17 protein-coding genes and 1 tRNA gene are annotated in these 18,814 nt (G+C 64.1%); 15 read left to right on the top strand and 3 right to left on the bottom strand.

Translation table 11 applies throughout. The features are described 5' to 3' along the window. Window positions 1–7 precede the first annotated feature (7 nt). From KTQ36_RS08145 to KTQ36_RS08135, 3 genes are read right to left on the bottom strand one after another with little or no spacing between them, the layout of a single operon-like run. Complete coding sequence (locus KTQ36_RS08145) at window positions 8–895, bottom strand: aspartate carbamoyltransferase catalytic subunit (RefSeq protein ID WP_218633183.1); 888 nt, start codon at window positions 893–895, stop codon at window positions 8–10. A gap of 11 nt (window positions 896–906) precedes the next feature. Continuing rightward, window positions 907–1,377: a Holliday junction resolvase RuvX gene (gene ruvX / locus KTQ36_RS08140; protein WP_218633182.1), complete on the bottom strand. Its 471-nt coding sequence runs from the start codon at window positions 1,375–1,377 to the stop codon at window positions 907–909. Continuing rightward, window positions 1,374–2,537 (bottom strand): DUF3089 domain-containing protein, encoded by a 1,164-nt coding sequence (locus tag KTQ36_RS08135; protein WP_218633181.1) that lies wholly within the window; start codon window positions 2,535–2,537, stop codon window positions 1,374–1,376. Before KTQ36_RS08135 ends, ruvX begins: the two co-directional genes overlap by 4 nt. Before the next feature lie 78 nt (window positions 2,538–2,615). Between KTQ36_RS08135 and gatC the strand changes: the two genes are divergently transcribed. From gatC to lon, 15 genes are all read left to right on the top strand, one after another. Then, window positions 2,616–2,903, top strand: coding sequence for an Asp-tRNA(Asn)/Glu-tRNA(Gln) amidotransferase subunit GatC (gene gatC / locus KTQ36_RS08130; RefSeq protein ID WP_218633180.1), 288 nt, complete (start codon window positions 2,616–2,618; stop codon window positions 2,901–2,903). Continuing rightward, window positions 2,903–4,381, top strand: coding sequence for an Asp-tRNA(Asn)/Glu-tRNA(Gln) amidotransferase subunit GatA (gene gatA / locus KTQ36_RS08125; RefSeq protein WP_218633179.1), 1,479 nt, complete (start codon window positions 2,903–2,905; stop codon window positions 4,379–4,381). The genes gatC and gatA overlap by 1 nt, the downstream gene beginning before the upstream one ends. Continuing rightward, window positions 4,378–5,844, top strand: a complete 1,467-nt coding sequence (gene gatB / locus KTQ36_RS08120; protein ID WP_218633178.1) for an Asp-tRNA(Asn)/Glu-tRNA(Gln) amidotransferase subunit GatB — start codon at window positions 4,378–4,380, stop codon at window positions 5,842–5,844. The genes gatA and gatB overlap by 4 nt, the downstream gene beginning before the upstream one ends. Window positions 5,845–5,855: 11 nt before the next feature. Then, window positions 5,856–7,508 carry an alkaline phosphatase family protein gene (locus KTQ36_RS08115; protein WP_218633177.1) on the top strand — a complete coding sequence of 551 codons (1,653 nt, stop codon included), beginning with the start codon at window positions 5,856–5,858 and terminating at the stop codon, window positions 7,506–7,508. Between the two features lie 74 nt (window positions 7,509–7,582). Further along, window positions 7,583–8,320 carry a hypothetical protein gene (locus KTQ36_RS08110; RefSeq protein WP_218633176.1) on the top strand — a complete coding sequence of 246 codons (738 nt, stop codon included), beginning with the start codon at window positions 7,583–7,585 and terminating at the stop codon, window positions 8,318–8,320. Next, window positions 8,320–9,558 (top strand): M48 family metallopeptidase, encoded by a 1,239-nt coding sequence (locus tag KTQ36_RS08105; protein ID WP_218633883.1) that lies wholly within the window; start codon window positions 8,320–8,322, stop codon window positions 9,556–9,558. The genes KTQ36_RS08110 and KTQ36_RS08105 overlap by 1 nt, the downstream gene beginning before the upstream one ends. Next, window positions 9,555–10,187: a hypothetical protein gene (locus KTQ36_RS08100; protein ID WP_218633175.1), complete on the top strand. Its 633-nt coding sequence runs from the start codon at window positions 9,555–9,557 to the stop codon at window positions 10,185–10,187. The genes KTQ36_RS08105 and KTQ36_RS08100 overlap by 4 nt, the downstream gene beginning before the upstream one ends. Before the next feature lie 234 nt (window positions 10,188–10,421). Further along, window positions 10,422–10,506: transfer RNA gene (locus tag KTQ36_RS08095), tRNA-Leu, on the top strand. Between the two features lie 64 nt (window positions 10,507–10,570). Then, a complete protein-coding gene (tig, locus tag KTQ36_RS08090; protein WP_218633174.1) occupies window positions 10,571–12,145 on the top strand; it encodes a trigger factor in 1,575 nt (524 codons plus the stop codon). 23 nt (window positions 12,146–12,168) lie between these two features. Next, a complete protein-coding gene (locus KTQ36_RS08085; protein WP_218633173.1) occupies window positions 12,169–13,095 on the top strand; it encodes a glycosyltransferase in 927 nt (308 codons plus the stop codon). Between the two features lie 75 nt (window positions 13,096–13,170). Then, a complete protein-coding gene (locus tag KTQ36_RS08080; protein ID WP_218633172.1) occupies window positions 13,171–13,824 on the top strand; it encodes an ATP-dependent Clp protease proteolytic subunit in 654 nt (217 codons plus the stop codon). A gap of 8 nt (window positions 13,825–13,832) precedes the next feature. Next, window positions 13,833–14,246: a J domain-containing protein gene (locus tag KTQ36_RS08075; protein WP_218633171.1), complete on the top strand. Its 414-nt coding sequence runs from the start codon at window positions 13,833–13,835 to the stop codon at window positions 14,244–14,246. A gap of 201 nt (window positions 14,247–14,447) precedes the next feature. Then, window positions 14,448–15,743 (top strand): ATP-dependent Clp protease ATP-binding subunit ClpX, encoded by a 1,296-nt coding sequence (clpX, locus tag KTQ36_RS08070; protein WP_218633170.1) that lies wholly within the window; start codon window positions 14,448–14,450, stop codon window positions 15,741–15,743. Between the two features lie 10 nt (window positions 15,744–15,753). Then, window positions 15,754–16,290, top strand: a complete 537-nt coding sequence (locus KTQ36_RS11500; protein ID WP_218633169.1) for a CPBP family intramembrane glutamic endopeptidase — start codon at window positions 15,754–15,756, stop codon at window positions 16,288–16,290. A 63-nt stretch (window positions 16,291–16,353) separates the two neighbouring features. After that, window positions 16,354–18,750: an endopeptidase La gene (gene lon / locus KTQ36_RS08060; RefSeq protein ID WP_218633168.1), complete on the top strand. Its 2,397-nt coding sequence runs from the start codon at window positions 16,354–16,356 to the stop codon at window positions 18,748–18,750. Window positions 18,751–18,814 lie beyond the last annotated feature (64 nt).

Genomic DNA, 18,814 nt, shown 5'->3' with positions numbered 1-18,814 from the left:
TTCTTCTTTAAGCGCCGGCGACCATCTGCAGCACCGCCATGCGCATGGCGACGCCCATTTCGACCTGTGTGCGGATGACCGAACGGGGGCCGTCGGCGACACTGTCGGCGATCTCGACCCCGCGGTTCATGGGGCCAGGGTGCATGACCACCACCTGCGGCGCGGCGAGCTTTACCCGCTCTTCGGTCAGACCGTAGCGCGACAGATATTCGCCCGGACCATCGCCCAGCTCGGCTTCGAGCCGTTCGCGCTGGACGCGCAGAATCATCACGACGTCGGCGCCGGCGATCGCCTCGTCAATGCCGTCGGGACCGTCATGGCCCTCGGGCATTAGCGCGGCGGGGCCTGCAAGCCGCACCTCGGCGCCCATTCGCTCCAGCAATGCGGCGGTCGAATTGGCGACCCGGCTGTGGCGGATATCGCCGCAAATCGCGACCTTGAGCCCCTCGATGCGCCCCAGCTTGTGCTTGATCGTCGCAACGTCGAGCAGCCCCTGTGTCGGGTGGTGGCCCGCCCCGTCGCCCGCATTGAGCACCGGCGTGCTCATCCAGCGCGCGACGTCGGCGACCGCGCCCTGCTCGCCATGCCGGATGACGAAGATGGCGGGGCTCATCGCCTGCAGCGTCCAGACGGTGTCTTTGAGGCTTTCGCCCTTGAGCACCGAGCTGCGTTCCACTGGCAGGCGGGTGACCTCGGCGCCTAGTCGGCGAGCAGCGACTTCGAAGCTCATTAGCGTGCGGGTCGAGGCCTCGAAAAAGGCGGTAATGACCGATTTGCCGGCCAGCTTGGGAGCGACCTCGGCGCCCGCGCGGTTGCGCTCGAAATAGGCAAGCCCGGCGTCCATCAGCCAGTCGAGCTGTTCGTCCTTGAGGTCGTCGATCGTGATCAGGTCCATGGGGGCGCGTCCTAGCTTTGCTCGTCGCAATTGACCAGCGCGTCGATCGCGCCTTGGAGGATGTGCGCGGCGGCCATGGCATCGACCTTGTCGGCGCGCTTGGCGCGGCTGACGTCGGCGTCGATCATCGCCCGCTCGACCGCCATGGTCGACCAGCGTTCGTCCCACATCAGGATGGGCAGACCGAGCGGGGCGAGGTTGCGCGCGAAGGCGCGGGTCGACTGGGTGCGCGGACTGTCGCTGCCATCGAGGTTGAGTGGAAGGCCGATGACGAGACCCTTGATGCCTTCCTTGGCGGTCCACGCCTTGAGTTTTTCGAGATCGGCGGTGAACTTTCCGCGCTTCAGCGTTTCGTGCGGACCGGCGAAACTCCATGCCGCATCGCAGGTTGCCAGCCCGATCGTCCTGGTGCCGACGTCGAGCCCCGCGAGCCGCCCTTCGGGCACTTCGGCGAGGAAGTCGGCGGCGGCAGTGAAGATCATTCGCCCCAGTCCCACGCGAGCACGCGGCCGCGCACGTCCTCGCGTACCGGAGCCCAGAAGAGCGCGAAATCGAAGACGTGGAAATTGTTGCCGGGCAGTACGAAGCGACCATAGCCCTCGGTTTCTCCGTCGATCAGCAGCAACCCGTTTTCGCACCGCGCGGCGAACTGGCCCGGGATCAGCGTGCCGCCGGTAAAGTCGGTAGTGGGGATGAGCGCGCCGCGATGGTCCGCCGCTGCCGCTTCGTTCGCTGCGCCGCCCGTGACCGGGTTGGTGCAGACGAGCCGATCGCGGTTGCGATTGATCTCGGCATAGCCGTCACCCTTCGCCCAGTCGCGCAGCACGAGGCTGGCATTGGGCGGATCGCCGAAGCTCATCCAGCTCATGATGCAGCCGGTCGCCTCGGGACCCTTGCACACGGGCAGGCCGGTTGCAGGAAGATCCGCTTCGCTGTCGATCGGCCAGCCGACGACATAAGCGACGACCAACCGGTCGGCGATCTCGTTCCCGCGATCGGAAAGGAGGTGGAGCAGGTGGAGCGCGCCCTGGCTATGCCCCGCCAGCACGATCGGCCCCTCCGGATTTTCAAGCAGGAACTGGTCGAACGCCTCGACCACATCGCGATAGGCGACCTCGAGCGCCGAGAGCGCATCGTCCTCGCGGCTCAGGAAGGCGCCGAAGGCTGCCTGGCGGTAGCGCGGCGCCCAGACCGGTCCGGTTTCGGCGAAGATCGACGCCTGGCTACGCACAAACAATTTGGTGCGGTGGGCTTCCTGTCCTTCCAGTTCGACCGGCGCATTCCAGCGGTCGCGCTTCAGATAGGTCGTCGGGTGCACATAGAAGGTCGGCACCGGCGGCATCTTGACGAGCGGCGGGGGCGGCGGCGGGACCATCGCATCCTCGATCACCGGCTCGGGCAGCGGCGTCGCTTCAAACTCCGGTTCGAACTCCAGTTCGGGCGCCTCGATCCCCGGACGCAGCAGCCACATGGACGCGTCGGCAAAGCGCCCCTCGGGTTCGGGCTCGGGCTCGACGAATTCGACCGTGGGCATGGCTTGGTCGCGAAGCACCCGGTCGCCCCACTGGAAGAAGGCAAAACTTGCCAGCACGGCAAGCAGGGTGAGAAAGGCGACGAGCATCAGGAAACGACGTGCACACATGGGCCTCGCGTTAGCCGCGCCCGCGCTGCGCTGCAACATCGCTTGAAGCATGGCCCAAGCACCGCTAGAGCGGCGCCCATGTCTGTCACCATCGATGATGTGCGCCACATCGCCAATCTGGCGCGCCTCCAAATGTCCGATGCGGAAGCCGAAAAGCTGCTTCCCGAACTCAACAATATCCTCGGCTGGGTCGAACAGCTGGGCGAGGTCGACACCGATGGTGTCGAGCCGCTCGCCACCGTGATCGATCAGCAGATGCGCCTGCGCGACGACGAGATCACCGACGGCGATTGCCGCGACAAGGTGCTGTCCAACGCGCCCAACGCGCAGCACGGCTTCTTCGCCGTCCCGAAGGTGATTGAATAGTGGCCGACCTGACGAGCAAGACACTCAGCGAGCTGCGCGACGGGTTTCGCGCCGGCGATTTCTCGGCAGTCGAGATTGCCGAGGATTTCAACAAGGCGGTGGAGGCCTCGAGCCAGCTCAACGCCTATTTGAAAGCGACGCCCGATAACGCGATTGACGCGGCGAAGGCCGCCGACGACGCGCGCCAGTCGGACAGCCTCAAGCCGCTGTCGGGCATCCCGCTAGGCATGAAGGACCTGTTCGCGACCGAGGGCGTGGTGACGAGCGCGGGCTCGAAAATGCTCGGGAATTTCGAGCCGCCCTACGAAAGCACGGTGTCGGCCAACTTGAAAGCCGCGGGTGCGGGCATGCTGGGCAAGCTCAACATGGACGAATTCGCGATGGGGTCGTCGAACGAGACCTGCGCGCACGGCAGTGTCATCTCGCCGTGGCGGCGCGAGGGGTCGAATGCCTCGCTGACCCCGGGTGGTAGCTCGGGCGGATCGGCCGCCGCAGTGGCCGCGCGGATCGCGCCGGGCGCGACGGGCACCGATACGGGTGGTTCGATCCGTCAGCCCGCGGCCTTCACCGGTATTTGCGGGATCAAGCCTACCTATGGTCGTTGCTCGCGCTGGGGCATCGTCTCCTTCGCCAGTTCGCTCGATCAGGCGGGTCCAATGGCGCGTACGGTGCGCGACTGCGCGATCCTGCTCGAGAGCATGGTGGGGTTCGATCCCAAGGATTCGACCTCGCTCGACGCGCCGGTGTCGAATTGGGAAGCGAGCCTGTCGGGCGATCTCAAGGGCAAAAAGGTTGGCATTCCCAAGGAATATCGCATCGACGGCGTTCCCGAGGATATCAACGCGCTGTGGGACCAGGGGATTGAGTGGCTGCGCGATGCGGGCGCCGAACCGGTCGAGATTTCGCTGCCGCACACCAAATATGCGCTGCCGACCTATTATATCATCGCGCCGGCCGAGGCGTCCTCGAATCTCGCCCGCTATGACGGGGTCCGTTACGGGCTGCGCGAAGTGGTCGAGGGCGGGGGCCTGCACGACATGTACAAGGCGACCCGTGCTGAAGGATTTGGCGACGAGGTAAAGCGCCGCATCATGATCGGCACCTATGTGCTGTCGGCGGGCTTCTATGATGCTTACTTCACCAAGGCGCAGCGCGTCCGTGCGCTGATCAAGGAGGATTTCCGTAAAAGCTTCGAGCAGTGCGACATGATCCTCACGCCGACTGCGCCGAGCGCCGCGTTCGGCCTTGGCGAGAAGTCAGACGATCCGATCGCGATGTACCTGAACGACGTGTTTGCGGTGCCGGCCTCGCTGGCCGGGCTCCCCGCGATGAGCGTTCCGGGCGGGCTCGACCATGACGGCCTGCCGCTCGGTCTGCATCTGATCGGTAACGAATTGGACGAACAGACGGTACTCAACGCCGGCCTCGCCATCGAGGAACGCGCCCCGAGCATCGAACTTCCGGAGAAGTGGTGGTGAGCGACTATCGTATCCAGGGCGCCGAGGGCGAGTATGAGGTCGTGATCGGCCTCGAGGTCCATGCGCAGGTCGTCTCGAAGGCCAAGCTGTTTTCGGGCGCGGCGACGGCGTTCGGGGCGGAACCCAACACGCAGGTCAGCCTGGTCGATGCGGCCATGCCCGGCATGCTGCCCGTGCCCAATCGCGAATGCATCCGCCAGGCGGTGCGCACCGGCATGGCAATCGAAGCGCAGATCAACAAATGGTCGCGCTTCGACCGCAAGAATTACTTCTACGCCGACCTTCCGCAGGGCTATCAAATCTCGCAGCTCTACCACCCGCTGGTGGGCGAGGGCGAAATCACCGTAGCCCCCGACGAGAAGAAGCCCGACGACACCAAGACGATCGGGGTCGAGCGCATCCATGTCGAGCAGGACGCCGGCAAGCTGATGCACGACCAGCATCCCGACTATTCGTACGTCGACCTCAACCGCTCGGGCGTCGCGCTGATGGAAATCGTGTCGAAGCCCGACATGCGTTCGCCCGCCGAAGCGGGGGCCTATATCCGCAAGCTGCGTTCGATCCTGCGCTATGTCGGCTCGTGCGACGGCAACATGGAAGAAGGCTCGATGCGCGCCGACGTCAACGTCTCGGTCCGCAAGCCGGGCGAAGAGTTCGGGACGCGTACGGAGACCAAGAACGTCAACTCGGTCCGCTTCGTGATGCAGGTCATCGAATATGAAGCGCAGCGCCAGGTCGAGGCGATCGAGAATGGCGAGAAGATCGTCCAGGAAACGCGGTTGTTCGATCCGAATACGGGCACGACGCGTACGCTGCGCAGCAAGGAAGACGCGCACGACTATCGCTACTTCCCCGATCCCGACCTGCTGCCGCTCGAACTGGACGACGAGTTCCTTGCCGAGTGCCGCGCCTCCCTCCCCGAATTGCCGGATGCGAAGCTGAAGCGCTACGAGGATCTCGGCATTACGCCCTACAACGCTGCCGTGCTGACTGCGGAGGTCGAGACCGCCAACTGGTTCGACCGGCTGCTCGATGCGGGCGCGGAAGCCAAGGGCGCGTCCAACTGGGCGAATTCCGTCCTTCCGGGGATCTTGAACGCCAAGGAGGTCGATTTCTCCGACGCGCGCAACACGCCCGAGGCGAGCGCCGCGATCCTCGCCATGGTCGGCAAGGGCGAGATTTCGAAGGGGCAGGCCAAGGAAGTGTTCGAGCTCTATCTCGACGAAGGCGGCAGCCCCGCCGAGATCGTCGAGAAACATGGCATGAAGCAGACCAGCGATACTGGCGCGATCGAAGCCGAGATCGACAAGGTGCTCGCCGCCCACGCCGACAAGGTCGAGGAATATAAGGGCGGCAAGCAGGCGCTGTTCGGCTTCTTCGTCGGGCAGACGATGAAGGCGATGCGTGGACAGGCCAATCCGCAAGTGGTCAACCAGATCCTGCGCGGCAAGCTGGACGGATAGGAGACGACGTGATGCGTATCGTGAGAAGCGGCCTGTTGGGGATTTCAATGGCCGCGCTCGTGGCATGCGCATCCGATCCGGGCCCCGCGCCGCGCCCGGTTGCGGCGGCACCCGTGCAGCCGATGGGGAAGCCCGACCTGCTGGTCGTCATCTCGGTCGACCAGCTGTCGAGCGACCTGTTCGAGGCTTACGCGCCGCACATGAGCGGCGGTCTCGCGCGGCTGGCGCAGGGGACGGCGTTCCTGAATGGCTTCCAGGCGCAGGCGGCGACGGAGACCTGCCCCGGCCACTCGACCATCCTCACCGGCTCGCACCCGGCACGCACGGGCATCGTCGCCAATGACTGGTACGATCCCGACGCGGCGCGGGAGAATAAGGAAATCTACTGCGCCGAGGACGCAACGCTGTCCGACGGCAATCCCTACACGGTGTCGGCGGAGCATCTGCTGGTGCCGACGCTTGGCGAGCGGATGAAGGCCGACGACCCGCGCAGCCGCAACGTCGCGGTCGCGGGCAAGGATCGCTCGGCAGTGATGATGGCTGGCCGCGACGTCGACCAGCGCTGGTATTGGGGCGGCGAGGATTTCGTCACCGACACCGGCGCTGCGCCCTCCGCTACGGTCGCGAAGATCAACGAAGCCACGCGCGCGCTCGTCGCCCGCGGCATCCCCGCGCTCGAGCTTCCGGCGCACTGCGCGGACTGGGACCGGGCCTACACGGTCGGCACGCGCGGCACCGTGGTCGGCACCGGCCGCCTCGAAATCGCGCCCGGTGACGCTTCAAACTTCCGCCGCCACCCCGCCTATGATGGCGCGGCGCTGGCGCTTGCCGCCGGACTGATCGGGGAAATGCAGCTGGGACGCGGCGAGGCGCCCGACATCCTCTCCATCGGCCTCGCGGCGACCGACTATGTCGGTCACGCCTATGGCAATCGCGGCGCGGAAATGTGCCTGCAGATGGCCGGACTCGACCGCAGCCTCGGTGATTTCCTGACGCGGCTCGATGATTCCGACCTCGATTATGCGGTCGTGCTGACCGCCGATCACGGCGTGCTCGACGTCCCGCCGCGTCTGCGCGCGATGGGGCAGGAAGACGCCTCCTATGTCAACATGCCCGAAGAGTTCGTCGCACGGCTTGAGGCACTGAAAGCCCAGTTCGAGGTTGAACGTCCGGTCGCCTATGGCGGCGCGTCGGGCGACCAGTACCTCGATCCAGCCACCTATTCCACGCACGGCGAAGCCTTTCGTGCGGCGGTGATGGACCTCTATCGCGCGCATCCGCAGGTCGCGCACGTCTACACAGTCGAACAGATCATGGCGCAGCCCATCCCGGGCGGCGACCCCGCGCGCTGGTCGATGCTGCAGCGTGTGCGCGCCTCGACCCATCCCGACCGTTCGGGCGATTTCTACGTCATGCTCAAGGATCAGGTGATGCCGATCGTCAATCCGGGCGGGACCTACACCGCGACCCATGGCAGCGCGCACGATTACGATCGCCGCGTGCCGATCCTGTTTTGGCGCAAGGGGATGACGTCGATCGCGCGGCCCGACAGCGCGATGACGGTCGATATCATGCCGACGCTGGCGGCGATGATCGGGCTCGACGTCGACGCGAACGCCATCGACGGCAAATGCCTCGGCGGTGTGCCCGGCGCCGACTGCTAAGCGGAACAAAGACTTAACCCCTTGCGTCCAACCTCTTGATTGCGCAGACTTTGTCGCAATCGAGGAGGTGACCCATGCGCCGGTTGTGTATTGCGCTATTGCTCTCTGTCTCGCTGAGTGCGTGCGTCCAGACCCGCCAATATGCCGACCTGAACTTCGTGCCGCCCTCGGGCGACTATGATCTGATCGTCATGCGGCCCGACGTGCAGGTCGGCTCGGTCAAGGTTGGCGGTACGGTCGAACCGCGCGCCGACTGGACCGAAACGGCGCGCGGACATTTGCTTGCTGCGCTCAAGGCTCAGCAGGCGGCGCGCGGCGGGGACGTGACCTTTCTCGAAAGCCGCGACGGGCTGGAGGCACAGGGTGTCGACGAGGACACGGTCGCCAGCCTTGAACGCCTCCACAATGCGGTCGGCAATTCGATCGCGCTTCACAAATATTATCGTCTCGAACTGCCGACCAAGCGGCGTAAGGGGCTCGACTGGACGCTGGGCGAAGAGGCGGTGCGCTTCGGGCAGGCGACAGGTCATGACTATGCGCTGTTCCTCTATGCCAGCGACACGTTTGCCTCGACCGAGCGCGTACTGCTCAACGTCATCGGCACTGCCGGTTGCTTCATCGGCTTCTGCGCGCCCGGCGTCGGCGGCGGACAGCAGCAGGCCTATGCCTCGCTGGTCGATCTGAGGACTGGCGAAGTCGTCTGGTTCAACCTCCTCCAGTCGCAGCAGGGCGACATTCGCACGCCCGAAGGCGCGGCCAAGATGGTCGAACGGCTGCTCGACCGGATGAAGCCCGGAAAGGCGATGCGCTGATGGTCTCTCGCCGTAACTTCATGACCGGGCTTGGTGCAGGGTCGGCTGCGCTGGCAACTGGAGTGGCCGAGGCCGCGCCGCCCGACCCGTTCGCGATGAAGCCGCTGGTCGGTCAGGGCTACGTGCCTGAAGACGACGATGAAAAGGGGATGTGGGCGCTGATGGAACGCGCGGAGGAAGAAATCTCCGGCTCCAACATCGTCATCGAGGATGAGGGTCTCAACACCTATCTCAAGGACATCATCGCGTCGGTCGGCGGACCGGCCGCAAAGGATTTCCGCATCTATCTGGCGCGCGTGCCCGAATTTAACGCGATGATGTTTCCGACGGGCTTCTCGGTCGTCTTCTCGGGGCTGTTGCTGCGGATGAAGAACGAGGCGCAGCTTGCGGGCGTGATCGCCCACGAGGCCGCGCATTTCCTGTGCAAGCACCAGATTCGCGGCTATCGCGATCGCAAGCGAAAGACCGATATTTTCACCGTGCTCGCCATGGGCGCGGGCGTCGCTGGCGGCGCGGCGGGAGTCTATGTCGGCGACCTTGTCCGCTATGCGCAGTTCGGCACGCTGCTTTCGCTACTCAGTTACAGCCGGGGCATGGAAGCGGAGTCGGATTCGATGGGGCTGCGGCTGATGGCGGAGGCCGGTTACGAGCCTTCCGCGGCCTCGCAGACCTGGCAGCAACTGCTCGCCGAGCTCGACAAGTCGGCCATGTATCGCGGCAAGAGCCGATCGCGTCGCTTCTCGCTTTTCTCGACCCATCCCAGCCCGAAGTCGCGTATGAAGGACTTGGCCTATCTCGCCGAGAGGGTGAGACAGCCTGGCGCGAGTTATAATCTACACGCAGACCGCTATGTCGAAACCTTGGGCGACTGGCGCCGCATCTTCCTCGAGGACCAGATCCTGCTCAACGACCCGGGCGCGAGCCAGCATATCGTCGAGACGCTGGCCGAAGACGGCTGGAACGGACTGCTGCGCTATGCCGAGGCCGATATCTGGCGCCTGCGCGGAGAGCCGGGCGACCGAGACCGGGCGGCTGCGGGCTATGCGACGGCCGTGCTCTACGACGATGCGCCGCCCGACGCGTGGCGCTGGCATGGCCTGATGCTCCATCGTGCAGGCAAACGGGCCGAGGCGCGCGACGCGCTGGCGCATTATCTCGTCATGGCGCCCGAAGCGACCGACGCAGCCTTCATCAAGCAGATGATCGCCGACATCGACCGGCAGGAGATTTCGCTATGAAGTTGGGGTTGATCGCGATTTCGGCGCTCGCTCTGTCCGCCTGCGTAGGCGGTGGCGGCGGGTTCGGTGGCGGATATTGGCTTGCGGAGGCGTCGCAGGAGCGCAAGGTTGGCGACGGCGGCATGTATGTGACGCCCCCGCGCGACTGGAACCGCGCTTCGCGCAGTATCATCACGAGCGTGCGCGAGGTCGAAGACTGGACGTTGAACGGACCCTATCTCGACGGCATCAGCTTCGTCTCGGGCCTCAAGGAAGGCGAGGCGCTGGTCGACCAACGGCGAAAGGCCACCCGGCAGGTGCCCGAGTTCAAGGCCGACATGCTGGCGCCCGAGGTGGCTTCAATGATCGAGAGCTTCTTCCGCAGCCGCGCTGGCGCGATCGAATTTGTCGATATCGAACTTAAGCCGCGCCAATTCATGGGCTATCCCGGATTCCAGTATGACTATGACCATCTCGACGGAGACGAGGTCTGGCGTCGTGGTCGCGTGGTGGGCGCGGTGATCGGCGATCGGCTCTATTTCATCATGCTCGACGCGGCGCGTTCGCATTATTTCGATGCCGCGCTCCCGGATTTCGAAGCGATCGTGGAAAGCGCGCGATTGTCCGCTAAACGGGCGTCGAACGCCTAGACCGGCTTGGGATCGGGCGGGCGAGGGGGCTCTCGCGGGTCCTCGACCGGGCGGTCGGTGCGCTTGGGATCTCGCGGGATTTCCGCGGGCGGTCTGGTGGGCGGGCGGCTGGCCATGACGCTTCAACGATGAATGCGCGCCCTTGATCCCGAAAAACGCCTTTCTTTTCGGCTATTGGCTTGCCCCTGCGCCCAAGATTGCTATAGGCGCGGCACCTTTAAGGAAAGCTGGCCGGCGGGCGTGGCGGAATTGGTAGACGCGCTGGTTTTAGGTACCAGTATCGAAAGATGTGGGGGTTCGAGTCCCTTCGCCCGCACCATTTTGCCCCCACCAAGGCTTTCCGGACACGAGATTTTTGCAAGAACGGATAGACGATTAGCATCATGAAGACCGTCGAAAAGGACGCCAACGGCCTCCAGAAAACCTTCGAAATCACCATTCCCGCCAAGGACATCGAGGACCGCGTCGCGGCCGAGATCAAGCGCGTGGCGCCGCAGGTGCGCATGCCCGGCTTCCGTCCCGGCAAGGTGCCCGCCAACCTCATCCGCAAGATGCACGGCGAAGCGCTCCAGGCGGATGCGCTCAACACGGCGGTGCGCGAAGGCGTGGACGAGATGCTCAAGCAGCAGGGCGTTCGCCCCGCGCTGCAGCCCGAAGTTTCGCTGGCCGACGGTTACGAGCACGGCAAGGATGCCGTCGTCACCGTCAAGGTCGAAGCGCTGCCCGACGTCGAAGTGCCCGCCATGGACGACCTCAAGCTCGAGCGCCTGACCGCCGAGGTTGACGAGAAGGACGTCGACGAGCGCGTCAAGCAGATCGCTTCGCAGCAGAAGAGCTGGAAGGAAGCCGCCAAGACCAAGAAGGCCGCCAAGGGCGACCTTGTGGTCATGGACTTCGTCGGCAAGGTCGACGGCAAGGAATTCGAAGGCGGCACCGGCGAAGGCATGGAAGTCGAACTCGGTTCGGGTCGCCTGATCCCGGGCTTCGAAGACCAGCTCGAAGGCGTGAAGAAGGGCGACGAGAAGACGCTCGAGGTCAACTTCCCCGAAGATTATCCGGTCGAAGACCTTAAGGGCCAGCCCGCGACGTTCGACGTCAAGGTGACCGCGATCAAGACCTCGACCGACACCAAGATCGATGACAAGTTCGCCGAAAGCATGGGCCTCAAGGATCTCGACCAGCTCAAGAGCCTGATCCGCGACCAGGCGCAGGAGGAACTCAACAACCTCACGCGCACGCACATGAAGCGCCGCCTGCTCGACATTCTCGCCGCCGAACATGATTTCGACGTTCCGCCTTCCATGGTCGACGCCGAATATCAGAACATCATGAACCAGCTTCGCCATGAAGCGAGCCATGAGGACGATAGCGAGAAAGCGCTCAAGGAAATCGAGGCCGACGCCGACGATTACAAGCGCATCGCCGAACGCCGCGTGCGTCTTGGCCTGTTGCTGAGCGAAATCGGCCAGGCCAACAACGTCCAGATCTCCGAGCAGGAAATGAATCGCCTGATCGCGCAGGCTGCCCAGCAGTATCCGCCCGAGCAGCAGCAGCAGTTCCTGACCTACCTCAAGGAAAACCCGATGGCCGCGGCCCAGCTGCGTGCCCCGCTCTACGAGGACAAGGTCGTCGACTTCCTGTTTGACAAGGCCAAAGTGACCGAACGCAAGGCAACGCGTGAAGAGATCGAAGAAGATCTCGAGCGCGAAGACAGCGTCGAGGCGGAGAAGGCCAAGGCGAAGAAGCCGGCCAAGAAGAAGGCGGCCGCCAAGAAGGCCCCGGCCAAGAAGTCGGACAAGCCCGCCGCCAAGAAGGCGCCTGCCAAGAAAACGGCCGCCAAGAAGCCTGCGGCGAAAAAAACCGCCGAAAAGAAACCGGCTGCTAAGAAAGCTCCTGCTAAGAAGGCAGCAGCCAATAAGCCGGCCGCCAAGAAGAAGGCACCGGCCAAGGCCAAGTAATATCGGCTTAGGGGAGGGGCGACATGAAGGTAGCGGTTCTGCTGCCCTGCTTTAACGAGGAAGCGGCGATCGCGCAGACGATCGCCGGCTTTCGTGAGCACCTCCCCGACGCCACGGTCTACGTCTTCGACAATAATTCGAAGGACCGCACGGTCGAGATCGCGCGCGAGCATGGCGCGGTCACCCGCTCCGTCCCGCTGCAGGGCAAGGGCAATGTCGTGCGGCGCATGTTCGCCGACATCGATGCCGACGTCTACGTCATGGCCGACGGCGACCTGACCTACGATCCCTCCGCCGCGCCGGAAATGGTCCGCCGACTCTGGGACGAGCAGCTCGACATGGTCGTGGGTACCCGTCACCACGAAGAAGACGAGGCCTATCGCGGCGGCCACGTGCTCGGCAACAAGGCCTTCACCGGACTACTCGCCTGGCTTTTCGGGCGCAGCTTTTCCGACATCTTCTCGGGCTACCGCGCCTTTTCGCGTCGCTATGCCAAGAGCTTCCCGGCCCTCTCGGCAGGGTTCGAAACCGAGACCGAGATGAGCGTCCACGCGCTCGAACTGCGCATGCCGGTCGGCGAAGTCGCGACCAAATATGGCGCGCGCCCCGACGGGTCAGAAAGCAAGCTCAACACGTTCCGCGACGGCTGGCGCATTCTCAAGACGATCGGAACGCTGTTCCGGGTCGAAGAACCGCGCGCCTTCTACGGCACGCTCGCGGCGGCGATCCAGCTGACCGCGATCGGGCTCGCCATCCCGCTGTTCATCACCTTCTTCCAGACCGGGCTCGTCCCGCGCCTGCCGACCGCAGTGCTCGTCACCGGCATGACCATCGTCGCGCTGCTGACCTTCTTCGCCGGGCTCACGCTCGCCGCGATCAAGCGCGCGCGCACTGAAACGCGGCGGCTCGCCTATCTCGCGCAGCCCGCGCCGGGCGACGAGACGGACTGAATTTTTCGGCCCTCACGGGTTGAACCTTTGCCAAAATTGCCGATGTTGACGGCAACACTCACCTAAGGAGTCCTCATGGACCACGAAGACATTATCTCCGCCCTCGTTCCGGTCGTCATCGAACAGTCGAACCGCGGCGAGCGTTCGTTCGACATCTATTCGCGCCTCCTGCGCGAGCGGATCATCTTCGTGACGGGGGGTGTCGAGGACCACATGGCCTCGCTCATCACCGCCCAGCTGCTCTTCCTCGAGTCCGAGAACCCGAAGAAGGACATCTTCATGTACATCAACTCGCCGGGCGGCGTCGTCACGGCGGGTCTCGCGATCCACGACACGATGCAATATATCCGCCCGAACGTCGGCACGGTCTGCATCGGCCAAGCCGCCTCGATGGGCAGCTTCCTGCTCGCCGCGGGTGAGCCGGGCATGCGCGTCGCGCTTTCGAACAGCCGCATCATGGTGCATCAGCCGTCGGGCGGGGCGCAGGGCATGGCCGCCGATATCGAAATCCAGGCCAAGGAAATCCTGCGCATGCGTTCGCGCCTCAACGCGCTCTACGCCAAATATACCGGCCAGGACATCAAGGACATCGAGGCGGCGATGGACCGCGACAAGTTCATGGAAGCCGACGAGGCCAAGGAATTCGGCATCATCGACCAGGTCTTCGACAAGCGTCCCGACGCGGGCGAAGACAAGGGCACCCACGCGGGTGACGTGACCCCGAGCTAAGCGAGACGATGGCCGCGCCGGATCATTATGCCGCGCTCGGCCTCGATCCCGACGCCAGCAAGCGAGACATACGGCGCGCCTACCGCCGCCTGATGCGAGAGCATCATCCGGATACGCATCCGGGCGACGGCGGGGCGCGGGCGCGGGAGATCAATGCCGCGCACGACATTCTGTCCGATCCGCTTCGGCGGCGTGACTATGACCGACTGCGCGCGGCCGCGACACCGGACCCCGCGCCGGCACCAGTGCAGCCCACCCGCCCGGTGCGCGAGGCAGTGCTGGTCGATCCGGTCAACACGGACCCGATGGCAGGGGACTATCGTCCGGGTAAGGAGCAGCCGCTTTCGGTGCTATGGCTCATCCTGCTGTTCGTGGTCATGCTCGCGGTCCTGTTCGAAGGACTGGTCAGGATCTCGCTCTGACCGGCGTCTCGGATGGGGACGCGGAGCGAATAGGTCTTGGAATCGCTTGCCCGGCGTTCCATATGGAAAATTAAGGGCTTAGCTGTGGTGGGGGCGTTAACCCTTCTCACAGCTTGTATCTGCCATAATCGGGCCTAGACTGGCTCACTGAACCCGCACCCCGCGTGCGCGCGTTCGATAAAGGGAAACCGAAGGAAGACCATGACGAAGCTTCAAGGCGGAACCGAAGGCGGCAACGGCGACGGCAAGTCGACGCTCTACTGCTCGTTCTGCGGCAAATCGCAGCACGAAGTCCGCAAGCTGATTGCGGGTCCGACCGTATTCATCTGCGATGAGTGCGTCGAACTGTGCAACGACATTATCCGCGAAGAAGCCAAGTCCTCGCTGATCAAGACGCGCGACGGCGTGCCGACCCCGCTCGAGATCAACGAAGTGCTCGACGATTATGTGATCGGACAGGCGCAGGCCAAGCGCGTCCTCTCGGTCGCGGTCCACAACCATTACAAGCGCCTCAACCATGGCGCGAAGTCGGGCGGCGACGTCGAACTCGCCAAGTCGAACATCCTGCTGGTCGGCCCCACGGGCTGCGGCAAGACGTTGCTGGCCCAGACGCTGGCGCGCATCCTCGACGTGCCCTTCACCATGGCCGACGCCACCACGCTGACCGAAGCGGGCTATGTCGGCGAAGACGTCGAGAACATCATTTTGAAGCTGCTCCAGGCTTCCGACTATAATGTCGAGAAGGCGCAGCGCGGCATCGTCTATATCGACGAAATCGACAAGATTTCGCGCAAGAGCGACAACCCCTCCATCACTCGCGACGTGTCGGGCGAAGGCGTGCAGCAGGCGCTCTTGAAGCTGATGGAAGGCACGACCGCCTCGGTTCCGCCGCAGGGCGGGCGCAAGCATCCGCAGCAGGAATTCCTGCAGGTCGACACGACCAACATCCTGTTCATCTGCGGCGGTGCGTTCGCGGGTCTCGAAAAGATCATCGGCGACCGCATGGAAGGCAAATCGATGGGCTTTGGCGCCCACGTCGCCGCGCCCGAAGAGAAGCGCACGGGCGAAGTGCTGGTGCATACCGAGCCGGAAGATCTCATGAAGTTCGGCCTGATCCCCGAATTCATCGGTCGTATGCCGGTCATCGCCACGCTCACCGACCTTGACGAGGATGCGCTGGTGCAGATCCTGCGCGAACCCAAGAATGCGCTGGTCAAGCAATATGCCAAGCTGTTCGACATGGAAGATGTCGAGCTCGTCTTCACCGACGATGCGCTGCTCGCGGTCGCCAAGAAGGCGATCGAGCGCAAGACCGGCGCGCGTGGCCTGCGTTCGATCCTCGAAGGCATCCTGCTCGACACCATGTTCGACCTGCCCTCGATGGAAGGCGTGGACGAGGTGCATATCGATGCCGACGTGATCGAAGGCCGCAAGGACCCGGTCCGCGTCTATGCCGAGAAGAAGCCCGACGCCGCTGCCGGCGATACGGCTGCCTAAGCGCTAGGCCGTGCAGGAAGAGATCGTCCCGGCCGTTCGCGGCCCGCAGCTCCCGCTACCGAACTTCGTTCCCGAGTTGCTCGCACGGGCGGACAAGCCGGTTGCCAGCCTGCTTGTGGCCTGGGCGCTCGCCTGGGGAGGCAGCCTGCTCCTCGCGGCGCTGTGGCAGGGCGTGCTCCCAGCGGTCGAGGGTCCCGACTTCGAAGCCATGGGCTGGTTCGGCGTCTTCATGCTCGCCGTGTTCGCGCCGGTCGTCGAAACTTTTATCATGGCGGCGATCCTTTGGGTGCTCACCCGCTTCGTCAAGCCGACCGCCGCGATCGTGGCGAGCGCATTGATCTGGGGCGCTGCGCATAGTGCGCTGGCACCCGCCTGGGGCCTCGTCATCTGGTGGCCCTTCCTGATCTTTTCGACGCTCTACCTCGTCTGGCGACAGCGCTCGATCCTCTGGGCGCTCGCCATGCCGATGCTGGCGCACGCCATGCAGAACCTACCCAGCGCCATTCTGGTCAATTTTCCCGACCTCATTACGCTTCCGGCAGCATAATTTTCTGTGGATCGTTGGGGCGGCGCCATTGCGTGGCCCTCCGACCGCTCCCATATTGTCGGCATGACTAGCCGTACACTTCCTATTCTTCCGCTGCGCGACATCGTCGTATTCCCGCAGCGCATCGTCCCCCTGTTCGTCGGTCGCGACAAATCGGTCGCCGCGCTCGAAGCCGCGATGGCCGACGACAAACAGCTTTTCCTCGTCGCGCAGCTCGATCCGGCCGACGACGATCCCGATCGCGACGCGATGTACGACCTTGGTGTCGTTGCCACCGCGATGCAGATGCTCAAGCTTCCCGACGGCACGGTGCGCGTGCTGGTCGAAGGCGCACAGCGCGCGCGCCTGGTGAGCCTCCACGAGGCCGACGGCTACACCAATGCCGAAGTCGAGCTGATCGAGGATCATGAGGTTGACGGGCCCGAAGTGACTGCGCTGATGCGCTCGGTGCTCGACCAGTTCGAAAATTATGCCAAGCTCAACAAAAAGCTGCCGGCGGAAACCAGCGTCCAGCTGACCGAAATCGACAATCCCTCGGTGCTCGCCGATGCGGTCGCCTCGGCGTTGTCGGTCAAGGTCTCGGATAAGCAGGCGCTGCTCGGTGAACTCGATCCGGGCAAGCGGCTCGAAATGGTCTTCGCCTTTATGGAAGGCGAGCTCGGCGTGCTCCAGGTCGAGAAAAAGATCCGCAGCCGCGTGAAGCGGCAGATGGAGAAGACCCAGCGCGAATATTATCTCAACGAGCAGATGAAGGCGATCCAGAAGGAACTGGGCGACGACGAGGATGGCGGTGACGAGCTGGCCGAGCTCGCGGCCAAGATCCGCAAGACCCGCCTGTCCAAGGAGGCCAAGCAGCGCGCCGAAGCCGAGCTGAAGAAGCTCAAGGCGATGGCGCCCATGTCTGCCGAGGCGACCGTGGCGCGCAACTATCTCGACGTGCTGCTCGCGCTTCCGTGGGGCAAGAAGTCACGCCTCAAGCGCGACATCGACGAAGCGCAGGCGGTGCTCGACGAGGACCATTATGGCCTCGAAAAGGTCAAGGAACGCATCGTCGAATATCTCGCGGTCCAGGCGCGCACCAACAAATTGAAGGGGCCGATCCTGTGCCTCGTCGGCCCGCCTGGCGTTGGCAAGACCTCGCTCGGCCGTTCGATCGCCAAGGCGACCGGCCGCGAATTCGTGCGCCAGTCGTTGGGCGGCGTGCGCGACGAGGCCGAGATTCGCGGTCATCGCCGGACCTATATCGGATCGCTTCCGGGCAAGATCATTTCGAACCTCAAGAAGGCGGGTGCCAACAACCCGCTGTTCCTGCTCGACGAGATCGACAAGCTTGGCCAAGATTTCCGTGGCGATCCGGCCTCGGCACTTCTCGAGGTGCTCGACCCCGAACAGAATGCAAAGTTCAACGATCACTATCTCGAGATCGACTATGATCTCTCCGACGTGATGTTCGTGACCACGGCCAACTCGCTCGACATGCCGCAGCCGCTGCGCGACCGCATGGAGATCATCCGGCTCGAAGGCTATACCGAGGACGAGAAGGTCGAGATCGCGGTCCGCCATCTTATCCCCAAGCAGCTCGAGGCGCATGGTCTCAAGGATGGCGAACTGACCTTCACCGACGAAGGCCTGCGCGCGATGATCCGCCTCTACACGCGCGAAGCAGGCGTTCGCACGCTAGAGCGCGAACTGGCCAAGGTTGCGCGCAAGGCGCTGCGCCAGATCCTCGAGAAGAAGGCGGAAAGCGTCGAACTCACCGCCGAGAATGTCGGCGAGTTTCTGGGCGTCCAGAAATATCGCTTCGGCGTCGGCGAGGAAGAGGACCAGATCGGTGCCGTCACCGGACTCGCCTGGACCGAGGTGGGCGGCGAATTGCTGACCATCGAGGCGGTCACCGTGCCCGGCAAGGGCCAGATCAAGACCACCGGTAAGCTTGGCGAGGTGATGCAGGAATCGATCCAGGCGGCGATGAGCTTCGTGAAAGCACGCTCGCCGTCCTATGGGGTCAAGCCGTCCATCTTCGCGCGCAAGGACATCCACGTCCACCTGCCCGAAGGCGCCGTACCCAAGGACGGGCCCTCGGCGGGCATCGGCATGGTGACTGCGATGATCTCGACCCTCACCGGCATCCCCGTGCGCCGCGACATTGCCATGACCGGCGAAGTCACGTTGCGCGGCCGCGTGCTCCCGATCGGTGGGCTGAAGGAAAAGCTGCTCGCCGCGCTACGCGGGGGCATCAAGACCGTACTCATCCCGGCCGAGAATGAGAAGGATCTCGCCGAGATTCCGGACAATGTGAAGGAGAAGCTCGACATCCTTCCCGTCGCGCATGTCGACGAGGTGCTCGCCCATGCGCTGACGCAGCCCATGCAAGCAATCGAATGGTCCGATGCCGACGAACAGGCGACGCAACCCATCGCGACCGGCGAGCATGGCGAAGGGCCGACAGTCGCACATTAACCTGCATCATTTGGGCAAATTATCCCATATCGATACGGAAATGGCGGGGTCAGGGGAATTTTTC

The organism is Sphingomicrobium clamense, assembly GCF_019264355.1.
GTDB lineage: Bacteria > Pseudomonadota > Alphaproteobacteria > Sphingomonadales > Sphingomonadaceae > Sphingomicrobium > Sphingomicrobium clamense.
The sequence above is the reverse complement of the archived record's forward strand: the minus strand, read 5'-3'. Positions and strand labels throughout refer to the sequence as shown.